The 24,423-nt window shown below is 69.4% G+C and carries 23 protein-coding genes; 14 read left to right on the top strand and 9 right to left on the bottom strand.

Annotated elements, in window-relative coordinates; all coding sequences use genetic code 11:
• Nucleotides 1-20: 20 nt before the first annotated feature.
• The 5 genes from ACO0LV_RS12255 to ACO0LV_RS12235 form a co-directional block, all read right to left on the bottom strand.
• Nucleotides 21-965, bottom strand: coding sequence for a carbohydrate ABC transporter permease (locus ACO0LV_RS12255; protein WP_424788182.1), 945 nt, complete (start codon nucleotides 963-965; stop codon nucleotides 21-23).
• Nucleotides 962-1,939, bottom strand: coding sequence for a carbohydrate ABC transporter permease (locus tag ACO0LV_RS12250; RefSeq protein ID WP_424788181.1), 978 nt, complete (start codon nucleotides 1,937-1,939; stop codon nucleotides 962-964). Before ACO0LV_RS12250 ends, ACO0LV_RS12255 begins: the two co-directional genes overlap by 4 nt.
• A gap of 312 nt (nucleotides 1,940-2,251) precedes the next feature.
• Nucleotides 2,252-3,409, bottom strand: a complete 1,158-nt coding sequence (locus ACO0LV_RS12245) for an acyltransferase family protein (protein WP_424788180.1) — start codon at nucleotides 3,407-3,409, stop codon at nucleotides 2,252-2,254.
• 228 nt (nucleotides 3,410-3,637) lie between these two features.
• Complete coding sequence (gene purE, locus ACO0LV_RS12240; RefSeq protein WP_424788179.1) at nucleotides 3,638-4,309, bottom strand: 5-(carboxyamino)imidazole ribonucleotide mutase; 672 nt, start codon at nucleotides 4,307-4,309, stop codon at nucleotides 3,638-3,640.
• Nucleotides 4,310-4,311: 2 nt separating this feature from the next.
• Nucleotides 4,312-5,430, bottom strand: a complete 1,119-nt coding sequence (locus ACO0LV_RS12235; protein WP_424788178.1) for a 5-(carboxyamino)imidazole ribonucleotide synthase — start codon at nucleotides 5,428-5,430, stop codon at nucleotides 4,312-4,314.
• Nucleotides 5,431-5,463: 33 nt separating this feature from the next.
• Between ACO0LV_RS12235 and ACO0LV_RS12230 the strand changes: the two genes are divergently transcribed.
• The gene (locus ACO0LV_RS12230) at nucleotides 5,464-5,988 is read left to right on the top strand and encodes a GtrA family protein (RefSeq protein ID WP_424788177.1); all 525 of its coding nucleotides are present in this window, start codon (nucleotides 5,464-5,466) and stop codon (nucleotides 5,986-5,988) included.
• A gap of 13 nt (nucleotides 5,989-6,001) precedes the next feature.
• Here the strand turns inward: ACO0LV_RS12230 and ACO0LV_RS12225 are convergent, their stop codons facing one another.
• The 4 genes from ACO0LV_RS12225 to ACO0LV_RS12210 all read right to left on the bottom strand — a co-directional run bounded on the left by ACO0LV_RS12225 (nucleotide 6,002) and on the right by ACO0LV_RS12210 (nucleotide 10,213).
• On the bottom strand, nucleotides 6,002-7,291 hold the full coding sequence (locus ACO0LV_RS12225; protein WP_424788176.1) for an ATP-binding protein: 1,290 nt from the start codon (nucleotides 7,289-7,291) through the stop codon (nucleotides 6,002-6,004).
• Between the two features lie 39 nt (nucleotides 7,292-7,330).
• The gene (locus tag ACO0LV_RS12220; RefSeq protein WP_424788175.1) at nucleotides 7,331-8,014 is read right to left on the bottom strand and encodes a response regulator transcription factor; all 684 of its coding nucleotides are present in this window, start codon (nucleotides 8,012-8,014) and stop codon (nucleotides 7,331-7,333) included.
• 164 nt (nucleotides 8,015-8,178) lie between these two features.
• On the bottom strand, nucleotides 8,179-9,243 hold the full coding sequence (locus ACO0LV_RS12215) for an adenylate/guanylate cyclase domain-containing protein (protein WP_424788174.1): 1,065 nt from the start codon (nucleotides 9,241-9,243) through the stop codon (nucleotides 8,179-8,181).
• A gap of 43 nt (nucleotides 9,244-9,286) precedes the next feature.
• Nucleotides 9,287-10,213, bottom strand: a complete 927-nt coding sequence (locus tag ACO0LV_RS12210) for a biotin--[acetyl-CoA-carboxylase] ligase (RefSeq protein ID WP_424788173.1) — start codon at nucleotides 10,211-10,213, stop codon at nucleotides 9,287-9,289.
• A 221-nt stretch (nucleotides 10,214-10,434) separates the two neighbouring features.
• Between ACO0LV_RS12210 and ACO0LV_RS12205 the strand changes: the two genes are divergently transcribed.
• From ACO0LV_RS12205 to ACO0LV_RS12145, 13 genes are all read left to right on the top strand, one after another.
• Nucleotides 10,435-11,985, top strand: a complete 1,551-nt coding sequence (locus tag ACO0LV_RS12205) for an acyl-CoA carboxylase subunit beta (protein ID WP_424788219.1) — start codon at nucleotides 10,435-10,437, stop codon at nucleotides 11,983-11,985.
• Nucleotides 11,982-12,254: an acyl-CoA carboxylase subunit epsilon gene (locus ACO0LV_RS12200; protein ID WP_424788172.1), complete on the top strand. Its 273-nt coding sequence runs from the start codon at nucleotides 11,982-11,984 to the stop codon at nucleotides 12,252-12,254. Before ACO0LV_RS12205 ends, ACO0LV_RS12200 begins: the two co-directional genes overlap by 4 nt.
• Nucleotides 12,255-12,408: 154 nt before the next feature.
• Entirely contained in the window at nucleotides 12,409-13,458 is a 1,050-nt protein-coding gene (locus ACO0LV_RS12195; protein WP_424788171.1) for a LacI family DNA-binding transcriptional regulator, read from the top strand.
• Between the two features lie 169 nt (nucleotides 13,459-13,627).
• The gene (locus tag ACO0LV_RS12190; protein ID WP_424788170.1) at nucleotides 13,628-15,577 is read left to right on the top strand and encodes a DUF2264 domain-containing protein; all 1,950 of its coding nucleotides are present in this window, start codon (nucleotides 13,628-13,630) and stop codon (nucleotides 15,575-15,577) included.
• Complete coding sequence (locus ACO0LV_RS12185) at nucleotides 15,574-16,629, top strand: hydroxyacid dehydrogenase (protein ID WP_424788169.1); 1,056 nt, start codon at nucleotides 15,574-15,576, stop codon at nucleotides 16,627-16,629. Before ACO0LV_RS12190 ends, ACO0LV_RS12185 begins: the two co-directional genes overlap by 4 nt.
• On the top strand, nucleotides 16,626-17,519 hold the full coding sequence (locus ACO0LV_RS12180; RefSeq protein WP_424788168.1) for a sugar phosphate isomerase/epimerase family protein: 894 nt from the start codon (nucleotides 16,626-16,628) through the stop codon (nucleotides 17,517-17,519). Before ACO0LV_RS12185 ends, ACO0LV_RS12180 begins: the two co-directional genes overlap by 4 nt.
• Nucleotides 17,520-17,549: 30 nt before the next feature.
• On the top strand, nucleotides 17,550-18,851 hold the full coding sequence (locus tag ACO0LV_RS12175) for an extracellular solute-binding protein (protein WP_424788167.1): 1,302 nt from the start codon (nucleotides 17,550-17,552) through the stop codon (nucleotides 18,849-18,851).
• Nucleotides 18,852-18,855: 4 nt separating this feature from the next.
• Nucleotides 18,856-19,797: a carbohydrate ABC transporter permease gene (locus tag ACO0LV_RS12170; RefSeq protein WP_424788166.1), complete on the top strand. Its 942-nt coding sequence runs from the start codon at nucleotides 18,856-18,858 to the stop codon at nucleotides 19,795-19,797.
• Nucleotides 19,790-20,731, top strand: a complete 942-nt coding sequence (locus ACO0LV_RS12165) for a carbohydrate ABC transporter permease (protein WP_424788165.1) — start codon at nucleotides 19,790-19,792, stop codon at nucleotides 20,729-20,731. Before ACO0LV_RS12170 ends, ACO0LV_RS12165 begins: the two co-directional genes overlap by 8 nt.
• Nucleotides 20,732-20,738: 7 nt before the next feature.
• A complete protein-coding gene (locus tag ACO0LV_RS12160) occupies nucleotides 20,739-21,353 on the top strand; it encodes a hypothetical protein (protein ID WP_424788164.1) in 615 nt (204 codons plus the stop codon).
• A 4-nt stretch (nucleotides 21,354-21,357) separates the two neighbouring features.
• Entirely contained in the window at nucleotides 21,358-22,248 is an 891-nt protein-coding gene (locus ACO0LV_RS12155) for a patatin-like phospholipase family protein (RefSeq protein ID WP_424788163.1), read from the top strand.
• On the top strand, nucleotides 22,248-23,408 hold the full coding sequence (locus ACO0LV_RS12150; protein ID WP_424788162.1) for a 1-acyl-sn-glycerol-3-phosphate acyltransferase: 1,161 nt from the start codon (nucleotides 22,248-22,250) through the stop codon (nucleotides 23,406-23,408). The genes ACO0LV_RS12155 and ACO0LV_RS12150 overlap by 1 nt, the downstream gene beginning before the upstream one ends.
• Before the next feature lie 152 nt (nucleotides 23,409-23,560).
• A complete protein-coding gene (locus ACO0LV_RS12145) occupies nucleotides 23,561-24,208 on the top strand; it encodes a Maf family protein (RefSeq protein ID WP_424788161.1) in 648 nt (215 codons plus the stop codon).
• Nucleotides 24,209-24,423: the final 215 nt, after the last annotated feature.

The raw sequence follows: 24,423 nt of genomic DNA, 5'->3' as shown, positions 1-24,423 counted from the left end.
GGGCGCATCGTCGTCGGACCTCACCCGGTCACCGCACCGGCGGTCAGGCCGGCGACCAGGCGACGTTGCAGGATCAGGAAGATCACCAGGATCGGCAGCGTGACCAGGGTGGTGGCCGCCATCAGCACACCCCAGTTCTGCATCCCCTCCACCCGTTGGAGCAGCGTCAGCCCCACCGGCAGCGGCATCGTGGAGGGGTTGTCCACCACGAGCATCGGCCACAGGTACTCGTTCCACTCCCCCACGATCGAGACCAGCGACACCGCCGCGATGGTCGGCACCGACATCGGCACCACGAACCGCCACAGCCGGCGGTAGTGCCCAGCGCCGTCGAGTTGGGCGGCCTCCAGCACCGAGACCGGCAGGCCGAGGAAGTACTGGCGGAACAGGAACGTGCCGAAAGCACTGGCCAGGCCCGGCACGATGATGCCCTGGTAGGTGTTCAGCCAGCCCAGGTTCGCGATCAGGGTGTAGTTGGGAATGATCGTGATCTGCCCGGGGATGAGCAGGGCGAACAGCACCAGCACGAAGGCGGTCTTCCGCAGCGGCACGTCCACGAACACCAGCGCGTAGGCGCAGGCCAGGCCCAGCAGCACCTTCAACCCGGCGCCCACGGTGGTGATCAGCACGGAGTTGAAGAACATCCGCGCGATCGGGATGGCGGTGGCGACCTCACCGTAGTTGGACAGGTCGAACACCTCCGGGACCCAGGCCAACGGAACGGCGTAGATCTCGGCCGGGGTCTTGAGGCTGGCGAGCAGCATCCAGATCACCGGCACCGACATGATCACGATCACCGCGACCATCACCGCATAGAGCAGCACCTCCAGCGGCAGTCGCCTCAACCGCGCCTGCCGTCGCCGACGACGGCGGATCTCGGTGCGGTCCAGGCCCTGCGCGGCGCCGGGCTGGGGTGCCGGGGAATCATCCGTGGTGGCCGTGGCCGGGGTCAGCACGCTGGTCACGAGTAGTGCACCTTCCGCTCGACGAACTTCAGTTGGATGGCGGTGATGACCAGCAGGATCACGAACAGGATCGTGGCCGCGGCCGAGGCGTAGCCGGCCCGGCCGGTCTGGAAGCCCTCGACGTAGATCTGGTACATCAACGTGGTGGTCGAGCCCAGCGGGCCGCCGTCGGTCATCGCCCGGATCAGGTCGAAGGACTGCAGCGAACTGAGCATCGTGGTGATGAGCAGGAAGAAGGTCACCGGGCCCAGCAGCGGGAAGATCACCGAGAAGAAGGTGCGGGCCTTGGAGGCCCCGTCGATCGCGGCCGCATCACGCAGGTCCTGCGGCACCGCCTGCAGGCCGGCCAGGTAGATCAGGGCCACATAGCCCACGTGCTTCCACAGGTAGACGATCATGATCATCACCAGCGCCCACGGGGTGGTGGAGTACCACTGCGGGGAGGAGGCGCCGATGTGGTCCAGGAGCACCTTGAGCAGCCCGTAGCGGGGGTTGAAGATGTACAGCCACAACATCCCCACCGCGATCCCGGAGAGCACGTAGGGCGCGAACGCCAGGGTGCGGGCGATGCCGCGCCCGCGCAGTTTCTGGTTCAACAGCAACGCCAGGCCCAGCCCGAGCACGAGACCCCCACCCACGGTGACGAGGCCGAACACGGCGGTGGTGGCCACCACGGTGGGGGTGCGGGAGTCGGTGAACCACTCCACGTAGTTGCCCGGTCCGACGAACCGTGCCATCGACGAGCCCAGGTTCCACTGCAGCGTCGAGTAGTAGAAACTCAGGAGCATCGGCCGGTAGGTGAAGATCAGCAGGATGGCGATGTTGGGGCCGGCCAGCAGCAGGAACGCCAGGATGTTTCGCCCCTTCCAGCGCTTGCGCCGCTGGGGCGGGCGGGCCGTTGCGCTCGGGGCTGGTGGGTTCGCGGACGCGGATCCGAGCGCGGCACCGGCGAGGGCCGGTGAAGTGCTGCTCATCGTTCTCCTTGGGTACGGCCGGGCCGGACGTGGACATGCTGACGCCATGCCCGGTGCCGGCTGTTGGAACTCGGCTGGTCGGGCAGAAGCAGGGACCGGGATGATCCCCGGCGGCGGTCACCAGGGCAGGCGGTGTTGCTCCCCGGCCCTGATGCGCGACCGGGATCGAGTCTGGCAGCGGCACCTGAACGGTTCTTCCCCGAACGGCGAACGGTGGGCTAACGATCACCGACCGGTTCGTATCCGATGCCCGGACACGGCCGTGGCCGACGCCGGGGCAGGCCTACGAGGGCGCTCAGCCCACCGGCCGGGTCAGGCCCGCGAGCGAGGGCGGTCCCGCACCAGCGCCGCTACGGCGGTGCGCAGCCGCGGCCCGAAGGGCACCTCGACGCACCTGTGCAGCACCCACGCCAACGCGATCGCCACGGCCGTGGCCGCGGCCACGCTCACGGCGGCGGGCACGTGATCGGACAGCATCGAGATCACCCACCAGCCCCAGTACTGGTGGATCAGGTACAGCGGATAGGTCAGGCCCCCGATCACGGTGAGCCACTTCCAGTTCAGGTACTGCAGCCGGGTCCAGCTCAGGGCCGCCACCGAGGCGAAGCAACCCAGGGTGAGTGCGCCCAGGATCCACGGGTTGAGTTCGAAGGGGGTGCGCTCGGCCACCTGGGCACTCAACCCCGGTACTGCGTGAACCACCCCGAGTACGACGTTCACCGCCAGCACCGCCCAGCGGGCCGGGCTGTGCCCGCGGGAGTGGATGAGGTAGATGACCATCCCGCCGGCGAAGAAGGGGGCATGGCGGTAGATCAGCCAGTCCCACACGTGCGGCACCTCCGCGAGCGCGAATGCCCAGGACACCAGCGGCCATGCCAGCGCCCCGATCAGCACCCGGCGGGTGGTGATACCGATCAGCAGGAAGATGATCATCAGCAGGTAGAACTTCATCTCCACCCACAGGGTCCAGTACACCCCGTCCACGTGGCTGATCCCGAAGGCGGACTGGAACATGGTCAGGTTCACCGCTACCTGCCCCGCACCGGGAGCCCGGCCGGGGTTCCACAGCAGCAGCAACAGCACCGAGGTGGCCAGCACCGCCACCCAGTAGGCCGGGTAGAGCCGGGCGACCCGGGAGGCGATGAACCGGCGCCAGCCCCGGCCCTGGGCCGACATCAGGATCACGAACCCGGAGATCACGAAGAACAACGACGGGGCCAGCGCACCGTAACCGAACCACACCCCCACCGGCCCGGTGGCCTCCTGCACCGACTCCCCCCAGACCGCATCGGAGTAGGTGTCGAAGGCGCCGAAGTGGTACAGCAGCACCGCGAACGCGGCAAAGAAGCGCAGCCCGTCCAGTCCACGCAACCGGGCGCGCGGCCGCGCGGGTCCGGTCTCGGCGTGCTCATCCGATGCCGGGTGGGCCAGTGTCGCGGACGCAGGATGCTCCGGTCTGGTGGCTGTCACGAGAGGCGACGCTAGCGCCGTTCCCACTGCCACTGGCACCCGATGTGACCGAGGCCACCGATCCGGCGGACCGGCTTCGGCGATGACGACGGCGCCCGGGCCCGCCGCGGTTGCGCCGGGACGCCCGTGCTGACGGGTGTCCCCGCGCGGGCATATGAAGTGTGGAGCGAGGCGCTCTGGCCCCATCTGCGACCGAGCGTCGCGGCCGCCTCCGGCGAGCACTGAGGATCAGGAGGCGCTGAACCCCGGAGCCTGGTTGCGCTTGGCGCGCAGCCGCTCGCCCTTGGCCCGGGCGCCGGCGCGCAGGTCCTGCTGGAAGGCGGACATCTTCTCCCGCAGCTGCGCGGCGGCGTCGTCCTCCCCGGCGGCCAGCACCCGCACCGCCAGGAGCCCGGCGTTGCGGGCACCCCCGACCGACACTGTCGCCACCGGCACCCCCGCGGGCATCTGCACGATGGACAGCAGCGAGTCCATCCCGTCCAGGTGCGCCAACGGGACGGGCACTCCGATCACCGGCAGCGGGGTGAGGGAGGCGAGCATCCCGGGCAGGTGCGCGGCACCCCCGGCCCCGGCGATGATCACCCGCACTCCGCGAGCGGCGGCTCCCGAGCCGAAGTCGACCATCTCGTGGGGCATCCGGTGCGCGGAGACCACATCCACGTGCGCCCGGAGGCCGAACTCCGCCAGGGCCTCGACCGCCTGGCCCATCACCGGCCAGTCCGTGTCCGACCCCATCACCACCGCCACCTGCGGCAGCCGGCCATCCTGGCCGGTCCCGCCGGACTCCCCGGGCGCGGTGCCGGTTGTAGTGCCGGTGGCCATCGTCCCGGGTACCTCGGCGCCGTGGGTGGCGGTGCCGGCGGCCGGGGGGTGCTCCTCGTTCGCCGTCGGTTCGGTCATGATCAGCGTCCTTCCAGAAGATCGGCAGCGGCACGGGCTACCCGGCGCAGGTGCGGCAGGTCGTGCCCGGTCACGGTCACGTGCCCCAGTTTGCGGCCCGGGCGCACCGACTTGCCGTACAGGTGCACCTTCGCCTCGGGGTAGCGCTCCATGAGTTCGGGGTAGGCCTTGGTGGGATCGGCCAGGTGGGATCCGAGCACGTTGACCATGACCGCCCAGGGCACCAACTGCTCGGTCCGGCCCAGCGGCAGGTCCAGCACCGCCCGCAGGTGCTGCTCGAACTGGGAGGTGACGGCGGCGTCGATGGTCACGTGCCCGCTGTTGTGCGGACGCATCGCCAGCTCGTTCACCAGTAGGCGCCCGTCGCGGGTGTGGAACATCTCCACCGCGAGCACTCCGGTCACACCAAGTCCCTCGGCGATGGTGCGGGCGATCCGTGCGGCTTCGCCTGCGCCGTCATCCTCCAGGTCCGGGGCCGGGGAGATCACCTCTGAGCACACCCCACCCACCTGGGTGGTCTGCACCGTGGTCCAGGTCCGCACCTGGCCAGAGGGCCGCCGGGCCAGCAGCGCGGCCAACTCGGAGCGGAAGTCCACCGTCTCCTCCGCCAGGGCACCCTCGGCGGCCCAGTCCGCACCCTCCTGGGCGCTGTGCACGATCCGCACACCCTTGCCGTCATACCCTCCCACCGGCTTTTTCAGCACCACCGGCCAGCCGATCTCATCGCCGAAGGCCCCGAGATCGGCCACCGAGTTCACCTCCGCCCAGCGCGGGCAGGGCACCCCGAGCTCGGTGAGCACGCGACGCATGTGGATCTTGTCCTGGGCAGCCCGCAGTGCGCGCGACCCCGGGCGCACCGCCACGCCTTCGGCCTCCAGGGCGGCCAGGAGCGCATGCGGCACGTGCTCGTGCTCGAAGGTGAGCACCTGCGCACCGCGGGTGATCCGGTTGAGGGCCTCCCCGTCGTCGGCCGCCCCCACGGGGGCGTCGGGCAGCACCTGGGCGGCTGCGCCGTCGTCGGCCTCGACCAGGGCGCGCAGACGGATGTCCAGCGCGCCGGCGGGTGCGGCCATCATGCGTGCGAGTTGTCCGCCGCCGACGACGGCCACCACAGGTCCCATGGCGGCAAGCCTAATGGCGGGTAGGCTCGGGCAATGACCCGTGCGAGCGCTCCGGCACCAGCGCGGCCGGTCGGCCGGATCGGGTCGACGTGGCGCTCGCGCAGCGAGATCGTCGCGCGCGTGGCGGAGATGGCGCGGTTCGGGTCCGTGGGTCTGGTCGCGTTCGTGGTGGACGTCGGGTTGTTCAACCTGCTGCGGTTCGGGCCCGGGCAGGTGCTGGTCGATCAGCCCCTGACGGCGAAGGTCGCCTCGGTCTCGGTGGCGGTGCTGGTGGCGTGGCTGGGTAACCGGTACTGGACCTTCGCCACCCGGCGTTCCACCGGCGGCGCGGCCGCGCACGGGACCGAGCTGGCGAGGTTCGTCCTCGCCAACCTGATCGGGATGGGGATCGCGGTGGGGTGCCTGGCCGTCTCCCACTACCTGCTCGGGTTCACCTCTCCGCTGGCCGACAACATCGCTGCGAACGGGGTGGGCCTGGCGCTGGGCACCTTGTTCCGGTACCTGGCCTACCGGCACTGGGTGTTCACCGGCTCGGCGGTCGGCACCTCGCGCGGTTGAGACGCGGTTGAGATCAGCGCCGGCGGCGGCGCCGGCCCACCACCACCACCGACCCGGCCGGCAGGACCTCCTCGGGGTCCAACCGCTTGGGCACGGCGTTGAGGAAGACGTTGAACACCGGCGGGCGACGCTGCGCCAGGTCCAACCGACCACCGTCGGCGGCGATCAGGTCCCGGGCCAGGCTCAGTCCCAGCCCCGAGCCCTTGCCGCTGGTGACGTGCCGGTCGAAGATGCGCGGTGCCAGATCGTCGCTGACCCCCGGGCCCTCGTCGGCCACCTCGATCACCACACCGGACTCCGCTCCCGGCTTGGAGGGCCGGGCCCGCACCGAGGTGGTGCCCTCGCCGTACTTCAGGGAGTTCTCCAGCAGGGTGGACAGCACCTGGGCGATGGCACCGGGGGTGACCAGCACGGCCAGGTCGTCATCGTTCTCGAAGATCAGCTGCCGGCCGGCGCGGCGGAAGCTGCCCTCCCACTCATCCTCCTGCTGATCGAAGACCTCATCGAGCGGCAGGGGCTGGGTGGTGCCGCCGTCGCGGCTGCGTGAGGCGGCGAGCAGATCGTCGACCACCCGGACCAGGCGTTCGAGCTGCTCCAGGGAGATCCGCGCCTCTTCGCGCACCGCCTCATCATCGCTGAGGAGCTGGATCTCCTCCAGCCGCATCGACAGCGCCGTCAGCGGGGTACGGAGCTGGTGGCTGGCGTTCGCGGCGAACTGGCGCTCGGCGACCAGGCGGCTGGCCATCCGGTCCCCGGTCCGGTTCAGCTCCGCGGCCACCAGGTCGATCTCCTCCACCCCGGAGGGCTCGAACTGCGGGCGCGCCTGGCCGGCGCCGACCTGTTCGGCGCTGGCGGCCAGGAACACCAGCGGCGCTGCCAGGCGCCTGGCCTGCCATGAGGCCACCAGTGCGGCGGTACCCACCGCGATGAGCGAGGCCAGCACCACCAGGATCACCACCTGGGCCCCCTGCCAGAACAGCCGGGAGGAGGCGATGTGCAAGGACACGTGCGCCCCGGAGGCGGTGTACTGGTTGCGGTAGGTGGTGCGCCCCTCGATGGGTTCGCCGACCTCGACCACCCTGCCGGTGGGTGAGGTGACCCGCATCCAGACCGGGATGTCGCCGTCGTCGACCCAACGCTCCAGCATCGCCTCGTCGATGTCGGAGCCGGTGGCCAGGCGCGCCTCGACGCTCCTACTCACCGACTGGGTGCGCAACTCCAGGTTGGCCATGCTGGCCTCGTTGACCATCAGGGCACCGAAGACCCCCATCGGCACGCCGAGCAGAAGCACCGCGACGGTCACGGCCGCAATCGTCGCAATCAGGACGCGGCGGCGCAGGGGTCAGTCCTCCCCGGTCTCGAATCTGAATCCCATCCCGCGCACGGTGGAGATGTACCGCGGGGAGTTGGCGTCGTCACCGATCTTGCGCCGCAGCCAGGACACGTGCATGTCCAGGGTCTTGGTGGAACCGTTGGGGTCGGATGCCCAGACCTCGCGCATCAACGCCTCCCGGGAGACCACCGAACCGGCCTCGCGGACCAGCACGCGCAGGAGCTCGAACTCCTTGGCGGTCAGGGACAACTCCCGCTCGCCCAGGAAGGCACGGTGAGCGGCGATGTCCACACGCACGTCCTGGGCGCTGATCTCATCGACGTCAGCGCCCTCGGAACCGGCCCGCCGCAGCAGCGCCCGGACACGGGCGAGCAACTCGGCCAACCGGAACGGCTTGGTGACGTAGTCGTCCGCACCGGCGTCCAGGCCGACCACCAGGTCCACCTCGTCGGCGCGGGCGGTCAGCACCAGGATCGGGGTGCTCAGGCCCTGGCTGCGCACCCAGCGAGCCACATCCAGGCCGTCCATGTCCGGCAGCCCGAGGTCCAGCACGAGCAGGTCGGCGCTGCCGGCTTCATCGATGGCACCCTTCCCGGTGCCGTGCACGGACACGTCGTAGCCTTCACGGGTCAGGGCGCGCGCCAATGGCTCGGCAATGGCAGGGTCATCTTCTGCTAACAGCACTCGGGTCACAATGTCATGCTAGCCGCACTCACAAGCAACGGCTCAGCTATTCGCTGTGGCGTATCCGACTGAATCGGTTTATGGCGACGAGGCCTCGCCACCCGCAGCAACGGGCCCCTGGCCTCAGGCAACCACCCGCCGGGTGGGCTCGGCGGGTGCTGACTGCGCGGCGCTCAGGCCTCCGGGCGGCGCACCAGCCGCGCCGGGGTGACCGAGCCCAGACCGGGCACATCCACCTCGGGTAACTCCGAGATCTCGAACTCAGCCGCGTGCCCGGACTCACGCAGCAACGCCGCGCTGACGGCGTCCATGAGCAGTTCACCCTCGGTGGCCACGTCAGCGAGCCTCGACGCCAGGTTCACGATCGGGCCGAACACATCACCGGAGCGGGACAACACCCTGCCCCACACCAGCGAACCGCGGATGGGCAGGTTCCGCGCGGCCATCGCCTCGAGCAGGCCGGTGCCCACCCACGCGCCGCTGGGCAGGTCATCGGCCACCCACAGCACCGCGTCCCCGACCGTCTTGACCACGCGGCCCCCGTACCGGGCGATCACGTCGCGCGCGGCCGACTCGAACTCCCCCACCAGCGAGGCCAGTTGGGTGGCCGAGAGGGTGGCCGCCCGGGTGGTGTAGGACACGATGTCGATGAACCCGATCGCTCGCTCCAGCGGCAGTTGCTGGGCCGAGGAGGCGGCGTGGTCGGATTGGGACAGGTCGCGGTCGATCCGCGACATCAGCGCGGCCAACTGGCGGCGCCAGACGTACTCGGCCTGTTCGGCCAGCACCGGCGCCAGGCCACCGAGTTTGTCCAGCACCAGCAACCGGGCGGAGGTGTCATCCAACTCGTGACGTTTGGCGGCGTCCTCCACCAGCGCCTCGACCTGCCACAGCACCAGCCGGTCCATGCTGTGCCCCTGGGCGCGCACCAGGTTCTGGGCGGTGGTGAAGGAGATCTCCTGCTCGGCCACCAGGCCGGCCAGTTGCCGCAGCGCCTGCACATCGGTTTCGGTGAAGTGCTTGTCCGCCGGGGCCGGATCGGGAAAGCCCAGGGAGCGCCAGTAGCGCCGCACGATGTTGACGTCCAGTCCGCTGGCTTCGGCGACCTCGGCCAGAGTGTAGCAGGGCACCCCGAGCATCGCCTCGATGCGCCGCCCGGTGGTGGAGCCGGAGACGACGCTCTCGCCCGGCACGGAGCGGCCGGGTCCGGTGGAGCCGTGTGGTGAGTCCTGGGTCACACCTCGAGGTTACCCGGGCCCGGCGCGGCGACGCGCGGCTTGCTTACTGCGCCGGTGCGCGCAGGTGCCGAACGTCCCCGGCACGGATGGTGTGCTCGCCGTGAGCGGTGTGCACGATCAGCGCACCGTCGGAGGCAAGGCGGGCCGCCGTGCCCTCCAGCTGCGAGCCGTCGGGCAGTTCCACCCGGACATCGGCCCCGATGCTCACGCAGACCTGCTCCACCAGTGCCCGCACGTCCTGTCCCTGCTCCAAGGCGGTCAGCAGCGCGGCGAACTCTCCGACGATCGCGTGCACCACATCATCGGCGGTCTCATCGGCGCCGGCGTCGCGTCCGTCGCCGTGCTCACGGGAGGCGCGGCCCGGCCCGCCCGGGCCGTCGCCTGACTCATCCGGGCGCTGCCCCAACTCAGCCGGCATCAGGCCCGCACCGGCCAGCGTGCCCGCCCACGGCACCGGAAGGTGCGTCCCGGCCAGGTTCAGCCCGATCCCCACGACCGCACCGCCGTCGTCGGCCAGGACCTCGGTGAGCACCCCACCGAGTTTGCGCATCCGCCCCCAGCCGGGCTCGGCGTTGCGCCCGCCGAGCACATCGACGACGTCGTTGGGCCATTTCACGGCGACGCGTTCGGTGGCACCGGGCTGCTTCCCGGCGCGGGAGCGGAGCGCGCGAACCGTGGCCAGGCCCGCCAGCAGCGGGATCCAGCCCCACTGGGCGCGGTCGGCGCGCGGGCGCACCAGCACCGAGAAGGTCAGGGCCCGCAGCCCCGAGGAGTCCCAGGTGCGCCCCGCGCGGCCCTTGCCGGCGGTCTGCTCCCGGGCCGTCAGCACCGACAGGTGCGGCCAGGCCGGCGGGTCGGCGATGGCGAGTCGGGCCAGGTCGGTGTTCGTGGACCCGGTGCGCTCCAGCACCCGCAGCCGGGTGATCGGCGCGGGCGGGTCGGGGTCCGGTTCGGCTCGCTCGGGTGCCATGTACCCAGCCTGGCAGCACCGGCCCGCGTCGACCAGGGCATGACCGGCGCCGGCCTACTCCGAGGGAGCGCGGAGGGAGCGGCGGCGGCTTTGTAGAGGTTCTACAACAAGGACGTGGTACCGATCACCATGTCCTTATGGGAGTTGGTGGGTGTTGACAAGTACGCTTGCGATCTGTGACCACCTCCGAGGAGATCGACATCAGCACCACGGCCGGCAAGATCGAGCAGTTGCGCCAGCGCAACGCCGAGGGGCCACAGGCCCTGGCTGCCGCGGCGGTGGAGAAGCAGGGCAAGCGCGGGAAGAAGTCGGCGCGCGAACGCATCGCCGAACTGCTCGATGAGGGCAGTTTCGTGGAGTTGGACGCCTTCGCCACCCACCGCTCCCACAACTTCGGGCTCGACAAACGGCGCATCCCCGGCGACGGTGTGGTGGCCGGCTACGGCACCATCGATGACCGGCAGGTGTGCATCTACGCCCAGGACTTCACCGTGTTCGGCGGGTCCCTGGGCGAGGTGCACGGGGAGAAGATCACCAAGGTGATGGACCTGGCGTTGCGCACCGGGGTGCCGCTGATCGGGATCTCCGACGGTGGTGGCGCTCGCATCCAGGAGGGTGTGGCGGCGCTGACCCAGTTCGCCGAGATCTTCCGCCGCAACGTTGCTGCCTCCGGGGTGATCCCGCAGATCTCGCTGATCCTGGGACCCAGTGCCGGCGGCGCTGTCTACTCCCCGGCCCTGACCGACTTCATCGTGATGGCCGACCAGACCTCGAACATGTTCATCACCGGCCCGGATGTGATCCGCGCGGTGACCGGGGAGGACGTGGGTTTCGAGGAACTCGGCGGCGCCCAGACCCACAACGAGCGCTCCGGGGTGGCTCACTACATGGCCGCCGATGAGGAGGACGCGTTCGACTTCGTCAAGGCGTTGCTGCACTACCTGCCCAGCAACAACCTGAGCGACCCCGAGACCTTCCCGGTCGAGGCCGAACTGGAGGTCACCCAGGCCGATGAGGAACTGAACACCCTGGTCCCGGACTCGGACAACCAGCCCTACGACATGCACGCGGTGATCGAGTCGGTGCTGGATGAGGCCGAGTTCCTGGAGACCCAGCCGCTGTTCGCCCGCAATGTGATCGTGGGGTTCGGGCACGTGGAGGGCCACCCGGTGGGCATCGTGGCCAACCAGCCGCAGTCGATGGCCGGCACCCTGGACATCGACGCCGCGGAGAAGGCCGCCCGGTTCGTGCGCACCTGCGACGCCTTCAACATCCCGGTGCTGACATTCGTGGACGTGCCCGGGTTCCTGCCCGGCACCGACCAGGAGTGGAACGGCATCATCCGCCGCGGGGCCAAACTCATCTACGCCTACGCCGAGGCCACTGTGCCGCTGATCACCGTGATCACCCGCAAGGCCTACGGAGGGGCCTACATCGTGATGGGCTCCAAGCAACTCGGCGCCGACATCAACCTGGCCTGGCCCACCGCGCAGATCGCCGTGATGGGCGCCTCCGGTGCGGTGAACATCCTGCAGCGCGGGGCGCTGAAGAAGGTGGCCGAGGACGGCGGTGACGTCGAGACCGAGCGGGCCCGGCTGGTGGATGAGTACACCGAGGCGATCGTGAACCCATGGGACGCGGCCGAGCGCGGCTACGTCGACGCGGTGATCGAACCGGCACAGACACGCCTGCAGATCGTGCGGGGGCTGCGCGCCCTGCGCACCAAGCGCGCCACCCTGCCCACCAAGAAGCACGGAAACATCCCACTATGAACCAGGCGAAGAACGGCAACGGGGTCGACGGTCAGTACGCCGCGATCGGGGAAGTGCCCGACGACGTGGTGCGGGTGCTGCGGGGCGCTCCCGATGAGGATGAACTCGCCGCGTTGGTGGCCGGCATCGTGGCCACCCGCGCCGGAGGCCACGAGGAGATCGACGACGGCTCCCGCACGTCGCTGTGGACCAACCACGGCCACCGCCTCGGGCTCCCACCGAGTGCTGCGCGGGCCGCGTGGCGCTGGAGCGCCCACGCCCAGCACTGAACCCTCCCGCCCGGAGCGCGGTCCGCGACCACCTGTCGATCGCGCCATCATGCCGGTGCGGGACCGAAAGAAGAGCCGAATCGCCCAGATAGCGTGCGACATCGAGTAACATTTGTGAAACTTGTTTAGTCAGAAACGCACTAGGGGAAGACCAGTGTCCGAAGGCAAGAGCGCGGCGAAGCGCCCCACCGTCCGGGACATCGCTGCCCACGCGGGTGTCTCGGTGGCCACCGTCTCCCGCATCCTCAACGGTGCCTACCAGGCCCCCCAGGCCACCCATGAGAAGGTGATGCGCGCCGTTCAGGACCTGGACTACCGCACCTCCACCACCCGTGCACTGACCACCTTGACCGGCACCATCGCGGTGGGGATCCCGCACATGCGGTCGCAGTACTACATGGCGATCGGCTCCGGCATCGAGGAACAGGCCCGCACGGCCGGCCTCGGGGTCCTGCTGAGCACCACCGCCGGCCACCCCGAGCAGGAGTTGCAGTTGGTGGACATGATGCTCCAGCGCGGGGTGGAGGCAGTCATCCTGATCGGCGGCATCGAGGAGCGGGCCGATCACCAGGCCGCGCTCGCCAACCGGGCCCATGCCCTGGACCGCGGGGGTTCGCGCCTGGTGCTGTGCGGCCGGCCCTGGCAGGGTCCACCGGACGCTCCGGTCTCGGTGGTCAACTACGACGCCGAAGCCGCTGGTTATGCCGCCACCACCTACCTGTTGTCCAACGGGCACCGGCGAATCGCCCACCTGGGTGGACCGAACCGGTACGCCACCGGCATGCTGCGCGCCCGCGGCTACCGGCGCGCCCTGGACGACTTCGGCGTGGAGTTCGATGAGGCGCTGATCGCTACGGCAAGAATGGACCGGGAGGCGGGCATCTACTACGGGCGCAAACTCCTCACCCAGACCGACGCCACCGCGATCTTCGCCGCCAACGATGAACAGGCCGCCGGCATCATCGCCGCCGCACGCGCCGAGGGCCGCTCGATGCCGGAGGAGTTGTCCCTGATGGGTTTCGACGACACCCTCCTGGCCCGGGACCTCTATCCCGCGCTGACCACCCTGCACGTGCCCCAACTGGAGATGGGCCGTGCCGCGGCACGGATGGCGATGTACCGCGACGACCAGGCCGAGCAGCGCCTGGAGATCGGCACCCACGTGGTGGTTCGCGACTCGGTGCGCCGGGTCGCGCTGAACTGACTGCTGCGTCCGTCCGGTGCGCGACCTCACCGGGCACGGCGATTCAGTCCTTCGAAGCGCTTGACGGAATGCGCAGTGCCACCCATACTCGATGGAACATGTTCCATTGCTGATGACGCAGCGTCGCATCCAGTCATGATCCTGTCCAACCTCGACGCCGAGGAGTTCCGTGCTCACCACCACACCAGCGCCCCTGACCCGTGAGGACCTGTCCGACCAGGTGCAGACCTGGTGGGCACCCGTGGCGCAGCGGCTCAGCCCCGGCAGCGCCCGGGCACAGTTGGGCTCCACCGGCGCCCACTTCGACAACGCCGCCGCCCAGCTGGAGGGTTTCACCCGTCCGCTGTGGGGTCTGGCGCCGCTGCTGGCCGGCGGCGGGCAGGTGGACACCGAGCCACTGCTGGCCGGCCTCACCCACGGCACCGACCCGAGCCATCCGGAGTACTGGGGGCCCGCGTCCGGACGGGACCAGCGGCTGGTGGAGATGGCTGCGATCGGCGTCTCCCTGGCGCTCGCACCGGAACAACTCTGGGATCCCCTGACCAGCAAGGCCAAGACCGACCTGGCCACCTGGCTCGGGCGGATCAACGAGGTGGAGTGCAACGACAACAACTGGTTGTTCTTCCGGGTGTTGGTGAACGAAGGTCTGGGCGGGGTCGGGGCCGCCCAGGCCGACCCGGCCGCGAGCGCAGCGGCGCTGGACCGGCTGGAATCCTTCTACCTGGACGGGGGGTGGTACGCCGACGGACCTTCTGGCCGGTGTGACTACTACGTGCCCTTCGCCTTCCACTACTACGGCCTCATCTACGCCCGCTTGGCCGCCGAACGCGACCCTGCCCGCGCCCGTCGTCTCATCGACCGGGCCCAGCAGATCGCCACCGACTTCGCGCACTGGTTCGATGACGACGGCGCGGCCCTGCCCTACGGACGCAGCCTCACCTACCGCTTCGCCCAGGCCGGGTTCTGGGGCGCGCTGGCCTTCGCCGACGTCGAGGCACTGCCCTGGGGTGAGATGAACGGACTGTTCACCTCCAACATGCGCTGGTGGTCCGGTCAGCAGATCACCGACGGGACCGGGGTGATGAGCATCGGATACGGCTACCCGAATCTGAATATGGCCGAGGCCTACAACTCGCCCGGCTCGCCCTACTGGGCGATGAAGGCCTACCTGCCCCTGGCGCTGCCGGCGGAGCATCCGTTCTGGACCCACGCCCCCCAGCAGTACTCACGTGAGCCGGTGCGCCGCCAGGAGCCGGCCCGCCTGGTGCTGTGCGACGACCGGGCCGGCGGACACGTGTTCGCCCTGGCCGCCGGCCAGGACGCCGAGCAGTTCCGACACGGCGGAGCCAAGTACTCCAAGATGGCTTACTCCACGGCCTTCTCGTTCTCCGTGCCCGCTGGTGGCACCGGCCTGCAGGAGTTCGCCGCCGATTCCGCCCTCGCGCTGAGTGAGGACGGGGTGCACTGGCGCACGCGCCGGGTTCCCGAGGAGGTGGAGTTCGTCGGCGACGTGCTCTGGACCCGCTGGCAACCCTGGCCCGATGTCAGCGTGCAGACCTGGCTGTGGGCGCACCTGCCGTGGCAGGTGCGCGTCCACCACATCCGCACTGCTCGCGAATTGATCACCGCCGAGGGGGGCTGGGCCCTGGACCGCACCGGGGACATCCGCTCGGCGCCACAGGGCGAGCACATGCGAACCTCCGGCGCGGCCTATGCCCGTTACCCGGCCGGCTTCAGCGGCGTGCAGGACCTGGACGGGCGCCGGGGCGGAGAGGTGGTCGTTGCCACGCCCAACACGAACCTGCGCTTCCCGCGCACGGTGATCCCCACACTGACCGCCCGCCACGAGGCGGGCAGCGCCACCCTGCGCTCGCTCGTCCTGGGCAGCACGCACCCCGGCGTGCCCGCCGGGTGGTCGCAGGCCCCCACGATCCCCGAACTGGCGGAGCACCTCCCGGCGGCGGTGCGGGAGCGGTTGGCAGATCTGGTGCTCGCCGAGCCCGGGAGTAGCGCCGACCGGACCGCCACCGAATCCACCCGCACCAACGTGCTGCCCGCCCCCGCCCTGACGCCGCCGACTCCGCTAGCCGCCGACCCGACCGGGCAGAAGGACCGATGAGCGCCCTCACACCGGCGCACCCCAGCGGTACCGGGGCAGGTGCGCGCCGACCCAAGGCCGTGCTGGTGATGTTGCCGCGCGCCTTCCGTGAGCAGTTCGGGCCGGCCGAGCACGAGCGCCTGCACACCCTGGCCCAGGTAGACGAACCGGCCCACCTGACCCGGTTGGACACCGTCGAGGCCCGCGCCCGCCTGGCCGAGGTGGAAGTGCTCATCACTTCCTGGGGTTGCCCCCATCTGGACGCCGATATCCTCGACCACGCGCCGAACCTGTCGGTGGTGCTGCACGCCGCCGGAACGGTGCGTGCCCTGGTCTCCTCCGAGGTGTGGCGCCGGGGCATCCAGGTCAGCAACTGTGCCGATGAGAACGCCATTCCCGTGGCCGAATTCACCCTGGCCGCGATCATCATGGCCGGCAAGAAGGCCCCGTTCATCGCCGCCGCTGCCCGCACCGGTCGGGCCACCTGGTCCGATTACCGCAAGGCGTTCGGCCCGATGACGAACCTGGACACCACGGTCGGGATCATCGGGTTCTCCAAGATCGGACGGCGCGTGGTGCAACGGCTGCGCACTCTGGAGGTCTCGACGCTGGTCTATGACCCCCTGGTCGATCCGGAGGAGATCCGGGCCGCCGGTGCCCGTCCGGCCTCCCTGAGCGAGATACTGCGCCGGGCCGGCACCGTCTCGGTGCATGCTCCCGCCCTACCCAGTACCCGGCACATGATCGGGGCGGCCGAACTGGCCCAGATGGCTGACTACGCCACCCTGATCAACACCGCCCGCGGCTCGCTGGTGGACACCGCAGCCCTGGAGGCCGAGTGCGCCTCGGGAAGGCTGAACGCGATCCTGGACGTCACCGACCCCGAACCCCTGCCGCCGGGCTCGGTCTTGTACGACCTGCCGAACGTGATGCTCACCCCGCACATTGCCGGATCCCAAGGGAACGAAACCCTGCGGATGAGCCGGAACGTGCTCGATGAACTCGAGCGCTACGCCACCGGGCAGCCCCTACGTAGCGCGGTCACCGCCACCGAACTGGAGGTGATGGCGTGATCTGGCCGTTCGCCGCCTCCACCCTGGGCGCGATTGACGAAGACCTGCCCGCGTTGGCGCGGATGCTGCCCGCGCACGGCGCAGCCCTGGTGGAACTACGGACCGCCGCCGACGCCCCGGTACACGTGGGCCTGACGGGAACCGAGCGTGCCCGGGTCCGGCGCGTCTTCACCGACGCCGGGGTGCAGATCCTTACCGTGGCCAGCCGGGTGCGGATCGCACAGGCCGGTGATGACGAAACGGTCACCGAATCGCTGGCCGCGCACCTGAACCTGGCGGCGGACCTGGGCGCGGACTTCGTGCGCGTCTTCCCCGGGGCGCCGGCCGCCACGGCCGCCACGGACGAGTTGCCGGTACTGCACGATGGGGCGGAGGCCGCCTCCGCCGTCGTCCGCCGTTTGACGGCCTGCCTGGACGTAGCCGAGGACGCCGGGGTGCGCATCCTGCTGGAGACCCACGACTCCCACCCCCGCGGCCAGGACATCGCTGCGCTGCTGCACCGTCTCTCCGAGACTGTCGGGGAGCACCAGGTCGGGGCGATCTGGGACGTGCTGCACCCGTGGCGGGTCGGGGAGGACCTGACCACCACCGCGAAAGCGCTGTTGCCATACCTGATCGACGGCCGAGGCTACGTTCAGATCAAGGATGTGCCCTCCCGGGCCGACAAGACACCGGTGCTGCAGGGGTCGGGAGCAATCCCGCTGGCGCCGTTCCTCGATCTGCTATCCGACGGTCGCTACACCGGGCCGGTGTCCCTGGAATGGGAACGGCACTGGTACCCCGACGCCCCGCCGCTGGCGCAGGCGCTGGCCGCGGCCTCCGCGGCCCTGGCCCGGTACACACCCACTCCCACCCAAAACGGTCCGAACCCGGTCCGTGAAAACCGCTGACCCCGTCAGCACAACGAAAGGATGGAAGCGATGACGCTTCGACGGCGAGACTTCATCACCGCCTCCGGGCTCGGCCTGACCGGGGCGGTACTTCTGACCGCATGCGGCAACGGCAACGGCGGCAGCGCCGGTGGCGCCAACGGCGGAAACGGGAATGGAGGCGGAGGCGGGGGTAGCGAACAGCTCTCGATCCTCACCCCCGAATTCGCCGGGACCTCCGGAGAAGCGGCCTTCGAAGGCGACATCCTCGCCGCGTTCGGTGACCACACCTTCTCGGTGGACTACACGGACTGGGGGCGCCTGAATGAGAGCCTTTCCGCGGCTGTTGCCGGCGGCGTGGTGGCCGACCTGATCATGGTCGGTGCGGGCTGGGTGGAACCCTTCGCTGAGCGTGGTGTGCTGGGTGAGTTACCCGAGTCACTCCTGGACGGCAAGGGGCTCGACGAGAATCTGGTCGGCATCGGCCGGCACGACGGGACTCTCTTCGGCATTCCATATTTCGTGGATGGGCGGGTCCTGACCTATCACCGCGACATGTTCGATGCTGCTGGCATCGATGAGGACAATCTGCCCTCCTCCCTGGAGGACTTCCGGGAGATGCTCAAGGAAGTCGTCCCCGACGGTGGGGTGGCGATCGACCTGTTCTCCCAGAACCTCCGGCAGGTCTGGGCCCACCTGATCGGCGCCTACGGCGGGGACATGTTCAACGAGGACGGCACCCAGGTGGCGTTCACCGATGGCACCGGCGTCGCAGCCCTGCAGTACATGCTCGACCTGGTCGAGGACGGTACCGCCAGCTTCGATGTTCAGGCCGCCGAGGGACAGCCCCGTCCCTGGCAGCAGGAGCGCGCCGCCATCGACATGATGAACTCCTCCTCCTGGCCCACCTTGGTGCAGGAGACGCCGGGCCTGGTGACCGAGGAGAGCATGGGCATGATGCTGCTCCCCTCGTCCGGGGGCGGTGACCCGGTGATGTTCCAGGGCGGCACGCTCCTGACCATCTCCGCCCGTACCCAGAACGAGGAACTCGTACAGGAACTGGTCAACCACATGATGGAGCCGGAGCACCTGCTCACGGCCGTGGAGGAGGTCGGCAAGGTGCCCTCGCGGGAGGACCTCGACGAGTCGGTCCTGGCGGAGAATCGGCTGCTGACCTACACCACCGACAATTTCCAGTACGCCACCGCGTTCGAGGGTGGTAGCCCGGCGTGGATGGAGGTCCGTGGCGCGGTCGCCGGTGAGATCGAGGCCGCCATCGTGGGACAGAAGACTGCGGCCGAGGCCGTGGACGCCCTGGCCGCGGTCGCCGAGGACGCCATCAGCAGGATCTGAACCCATGACACTACTGACCGCCTCGCGTGCGGAGCGGCAGACCGCCGGCGGCCCCACAGGTGGCCGCCGGCGGCGCACGCTCGCACAACGACAAGCCCGGTGGGCCTGGGTGTTCGCGCTGCCGGCAACGGCGCACATCGCGATCTGGACAGGGTTACCGATCCTCGTCGCGGCCACCTTGAGCCTGACCCACTACGACATCCTCAACCCGCCGACGTGGGCCGGGGTGGCCAACTACGTGACCCTGTGGAACGACGCCATGTTCTGGCGCGCCCTGTGGCACAACCTGGTCATCGCCGTCGTCGGTATACCGATCTCGATGCTGATCGCTTTGGTGCTGGCGGTGATGCTCAACCAAGGCCTGCGCGGCAGCGCGGTCTATCGCACGGCCGTCTTCCTGCCCCACGTGACCGCCACAGTGGCGATCGCCATGATCTGGTTGTGGATCTACTCCCCAGGTGACAACGGGCTGCTGAACCGCGCCGGGGCGCTATTCGGCATCCCCAACCAGCAGTTCCTGATCTCCCCGGACCAAGCGCTGGGATCGATCATCCTGGTCACGATCTGGCAGGGCCTGGGCCTGAAGATGATGATCTACCTGGCCTACCTGCAGGGGATCGATCAGCAACTCTACGAGGCCGCCGAAATCGATGGCGCCACCGCGACCCAGAAGTTCTTCCGGATCACGATGCCGATGGTCAAGCCGGCCACGTTCTTCATCCTGGTCACCTCGATCGTGGGCAACTTCCAGACCTTCGACCTGATCTTCGTGCTCACCCAGGGCGGTCCGGCGAACGCCACCACGGTCATCACCTGGGAGATCTATGAGACCGCGTTCCAGGAGTTCCGGATGGGGCTTGCCTCGGCACAGTCCATGGTGCTGCTGGCGGTCCTGGTGGTCCTGACCGTGATCTCACGCAAACTGACCGGAGGACGCGATGACTGACATCGTCAAAGACCCTGCGGTGCCCGGTATCCCTGAGGTCCGGGAGGTCACCAAGGCGCCCCGATCAGCACGGAAACGCCGACGGAGCAGGCGGTTCCTGCTCGGCATCCTGCTGCTCGGCATCTCGTTCGTGATGGCCGCTCCGTTCCTGTGGATGTTCCTGACCGCGGTGCGCAGCACCGAGGAGTTGTTCTCCACCCCGATGCCCCTGTGGCCGAATGAATGGCAGTGGGAGAACTTCCGGATCGCGCTGGAACGCGCCCCCTTCCTGATCTACGCCAGGAACAGTTTCACGATCGCCCTGGTGCACACCTTCTCCAACCTGCTGCTCGGGTCGATGTGCGGGTACGCGCTGGCGAAGATGCGGTTCCGGGGCTCCACACCGGTGTTCGTGTTCATCCTGGCCTCAATGATGATCCCGTTCTACGCAATCGTGATCCCGGAGTTCCTGATGGTGCGGCACATGCCGCTGGCCGGCGGGAACGACTTGTTCGGGCAGGGCGGGATCGGCTGGATCGACTCCTGGCCGGCGCTGCTGGTACCGGCGCTGGTGTCCCCGTTCAACATCTTCCTGTTCCGGCAGTTCTTCGTCTCCACCCCCACCGAGTTGATGGAGGCGGCCCGCATCGACGGAGCCAATGAGTTCCGCATCTACGCACGCATCATGGCCCCACTGATCAAGCCGGGCATGCTCACCGTGGCTCTGCTGTCCTTCGAGCAGGGCTGGAACAACTTCCTGTGGCCGCTGATCGTGACCACCAGCACCGAGATGCGGGTGATCCAGGTGGGGTTGTCCGTATTCCGCCAGGAGGCCGGCACCGAATTCAACCTGCTGATGGCCGGAACCACCATGGCGGCGGTACCCATGATCATCCTGTTCGCGATCTTCCAGCGCAGTTTCGTCAACGGCATGGTCGCCACCGGGATCAAGTGAGGCACCGATGCGACTGATCGAGTTCCTGCGCAAGCCCTCGGCGTTCATCGCCGCGAACTGGGCCGGCCTGCTGGGCGTGCTGACCGTGGGTGGCGCCGTGCCGGCATTCGCCGGCAACCAGCGAGTCACCTCGTCGCTGGCTACCTATGCCGATGAGGGCGGGGTCACGGTACTGCGGCAACTAAGGCACACCTGGTGGCGCGACCTGCCGGCGACGGCGTGCTTCTGGGTCTACGTGATCTCCGGTAGCGGAACCGTGGCGTTGATGGTCGGGGTGTTCGAGGCGCCCACCCGGGTCTTCTTCGCCGGATTGCTGGTGCCGGTGTACTGGGTGGCGGGGGCGTTGCTGGGTTGCTACATCCGGGCCGCGGCAACGGTGCCCGTGCATGCTCCCCGGGGCCTGGTGGTCGATGAGATGGTCCATCTCGCCCTGGCGCACCCGTTCCGTGCCCTGCTGACGGTGCCGATGGTGATCGCCACCGCACCGGTGTGGGCGCTGGCTCCGCTGACGGTGGCGTGCGGGCTGAGCGTGCCGGCCTGGGCGCTCAGCACCGTCTGGGGCCGGGGCGTTGCAGCCCCGCCGAGACTCGATCGATTCGCGAACACGGTGTCCCTAGACTGACCGCGTGAAGGACGACGGCCCGGCCCCGGACGCGGAGGTGCCGCGGGCGAAGCGCCCGCAACGGGCCGATGGGCACGGCCCGGTCGCCTACGTCCTTGGCGGTGGGGGCGTGCGTGGGGCCGTCGAGGTCGGCATGCTCGAGGCACTGCTGGAGGCCGGCATCACCCCGGACCTGGTGGTCGGGTCCTCCATCGGGGCCATCAACGGGGCGATCGTCGCCGCCGACCCCAGCCTCGCCGTCGTCGACCGCCTGATCAAGGCATGGACCTCCCCCCAGGCCCGCGCCGTGTACGGAGACAGGTGGCGGCGGCAGTTACGGCGTCTGGCCAGTAGTGGCACCCACCTGAACTCCCCCGACCCGCTGCGGGAACTTCTGGAGGAGGCCATCGGCACCGACGTCACCTTCGAGGACCTCGCGGTGCCGTTCCGGGTGGTGGCCGCCAATGTCGAACGCGCCGCCGAGCACTGGTTCACCTCCGGTCCGGTGATCCCCGCGGTCCTGGCCTCGGCCTCGGTTCCGGGCCTGCTCCCCCCGACCAATATCGACGGCGAACACTTCATCGACGGTGGGATCGTCAACTCCATCCCGATCGAGGCGGCCGTGCAGGCCGGTGCGCGCACCATCTACGTATTACAGGTGGGCCGGGTGGAGGAGGAGCTGAGTTCCCCCGAGAACCCTCTGGACACCTTCCGGGTGGCCTTCGAGATCGCCCGGAGGCACCGGTTCTCCAGGGACATGCGCCTGCTCCCGGAACACGTCACCCTGCACATGCTGCCCAGCGGCGGGGCGATCGAGGGCGATGAGAAACTCAGCGCCTACCGCGACACGACCAGGACCCGGCGCCGGATCGAACGCGCCTACGCCGCCACCCGCCAGTACCTACGGGCCTTGTGATGCCCGTGCCACCTCGGTGGGTCCGCCGCCTCGTGATCGCCCCGGCCGTGGTGCTGGTCACCATCCTCGTGCTGGCCACGTTGCCGGTGCTGGTGCTGGTGGCATTGGCGCTGACCTCACTGGTACCCGGGTACTTCCGCCTTCCCCGGGTGCTGTGGCTGACCCTGTTCTATCTGACCTGGAACTCCGCCGCCCTGGTCACGATGCTCGGCCTGTGGCTGGGGTCGGGATTCGGCTGGAAGATCCGTACCCCAGCGTTCCAGCGTGCCCACTACGTGGTCGCCGCACGGTTCCTCCGCGCGCTGTTCCGGCAGGCCCGCTGGGTCCTGCGACTGCGGATCACCCTGCACGGGGATACCCCGGACGCGGACTCCTTCGGCCGGCAGCTGGCCTCGGGCCGGCCGTTGATCGTGGCGTCCCGGCACGCCGGGCCCGGGGACTCCCTGGTGCTCATCCACACCCTGATGAACACGGTGTCCAGGGAACCCCGGATCGTGCTCAAGGAGACGCTCCAATGGGACCCGGCGATCGATGTGATGTTGAACCGGCTGCCGAACCGGTTCATCGCCCCAGCGCCCTTCACCCCCGACGGACGTCCGCGCGAATCGGTGCTGCGCGCCCAGATCGCGGATCTGGCTCGCGGACTGGATCACGACGACGCCTTCGTGATCTTTCCCGAAGGAGGCAACTTCTCCCCCCAGCGCCGCGAACGCCGCATCGCCCGGTTGCGGGCGATGGGTCTGGAGCAGATGGCACGCCGGGCCGACGCGATGCAGCATGTGCTGGCCCCCTACCCGGGCGGGATGCTCGCGGCGATGGAGGCCGCCCCCGACGCCGACGTGGTGTTCATCGCCCACACCGGTCTGGACCGGATGGTCAGCATCGGTGACCTCTACCGGGAGCTGCCGATGGACAAGGAGATCATCAAACGGGGCTGGCACGTCCCGGCCGAGCAGATCCCCGCCGGTGAGGAAGCCAGGCAGGACTGGTTGTACACCTGGTTCGAGACGATCGACGCCTGGGTGCAGGAGCACCAGCCCCGCGATCTGGGCCCGCCGCGGCAGCGGCGCCGATCACGCCCCTCACGGTCGCGGCAGCGGCCCGGGCGGTCACACCGGACGCCGACGCCGGAACGGTCCGAGCAACCACGCGAGCCCTAGGCGGTCCCCGGTCAGTCCGGGACCGTCACGGTGGCGATGCCCAGGACACTGGGGCGCGGCGGCCTGTCCGCACGCGACCCGGCCCCGGCCCTACAGGACCAGGCCGCATCGCACCGCCCCGGCCACCGGGCTCTGGCGATTACGCTCCTGGGGTGACCACATTGCTACTCGCCTCGGCCTCTCCCGCCCGCGCATCCTTGCTCCGGGCCGCCGGCGTCGACCCGCGCATCCACGTCGCCGACCTGGACGAGGACGCCCTGCTGCACCAGGCCCGGAACGAACGCGGCGAGGAACTCACGACCGCCGAGTCCGTGGCTATGCTGGCTCGGGCCAAGGCCGAACAGGTCGCAGGCCTCATCACCGATGCCGACCTGGTGCTCGGGTGTGACTCCCTGCTGGAGATGGACGGTCGTGCGCTCGGAAAGCCCGGCACCGTCGAGACCGCGCGAGAGCGGTGGCGGCAGATGCGCGGTCGCACCGGGGTGCTGCACACCGGGCACTGGCTGATCCGGACCGGCACCGGTTCCGACGAGGAGAGCCGGGCCGCCGGGACCGTGACCGCTACCGCCGTGACCTTCGCCGACATCACCGACGATGAACTGGAGGCCTACCTGCGCAGCGGCGAACCGCTCCGGGTGGCCGGGGCCTTCACCATCGACGGCCTGGGTGGGGCATTCGTGCGCCATATCGACGGCGACCACCAGACCGTGGTCGGCCTGAGCCTGTACGCCCTGCGTGATCTGCTGACGCAGGTGGGGCGGCACTGGATCGACCTCTGGGCCGAGGCACCCGGGGCCTGAGTGCACCGGTGCCGCCCCCGCGGTGCACACGCCGACCAGCCGAGGAGTTGTACATATCGGACTACCCAACATGACGTTGGCTGGGTGGTGAGCACGAGAGTTTGTAGACTTCACACAAGCATCATGGTGCGCCCTTGCCCTCCGCTACGAAGTTGTCAGCCGCGCGGCGGCCAAGGTCTCAACCAGGGGCACGGGAGTACTACCGTGGACCTTCG

Source organism: Pseudactinotalea sp. Z1739 (genome assembly GCF_049725055.1).
Classification (GTDB): Bacteria; Actinomycetota; Actinomycetes; order Actinomycetales; family Beutenbergiaceae; genus CALKWS01.
Note: the sequence above shows the minus strand (reverse complement) of the source record. Positions and strands in the feature narration are given on the sequence as shown.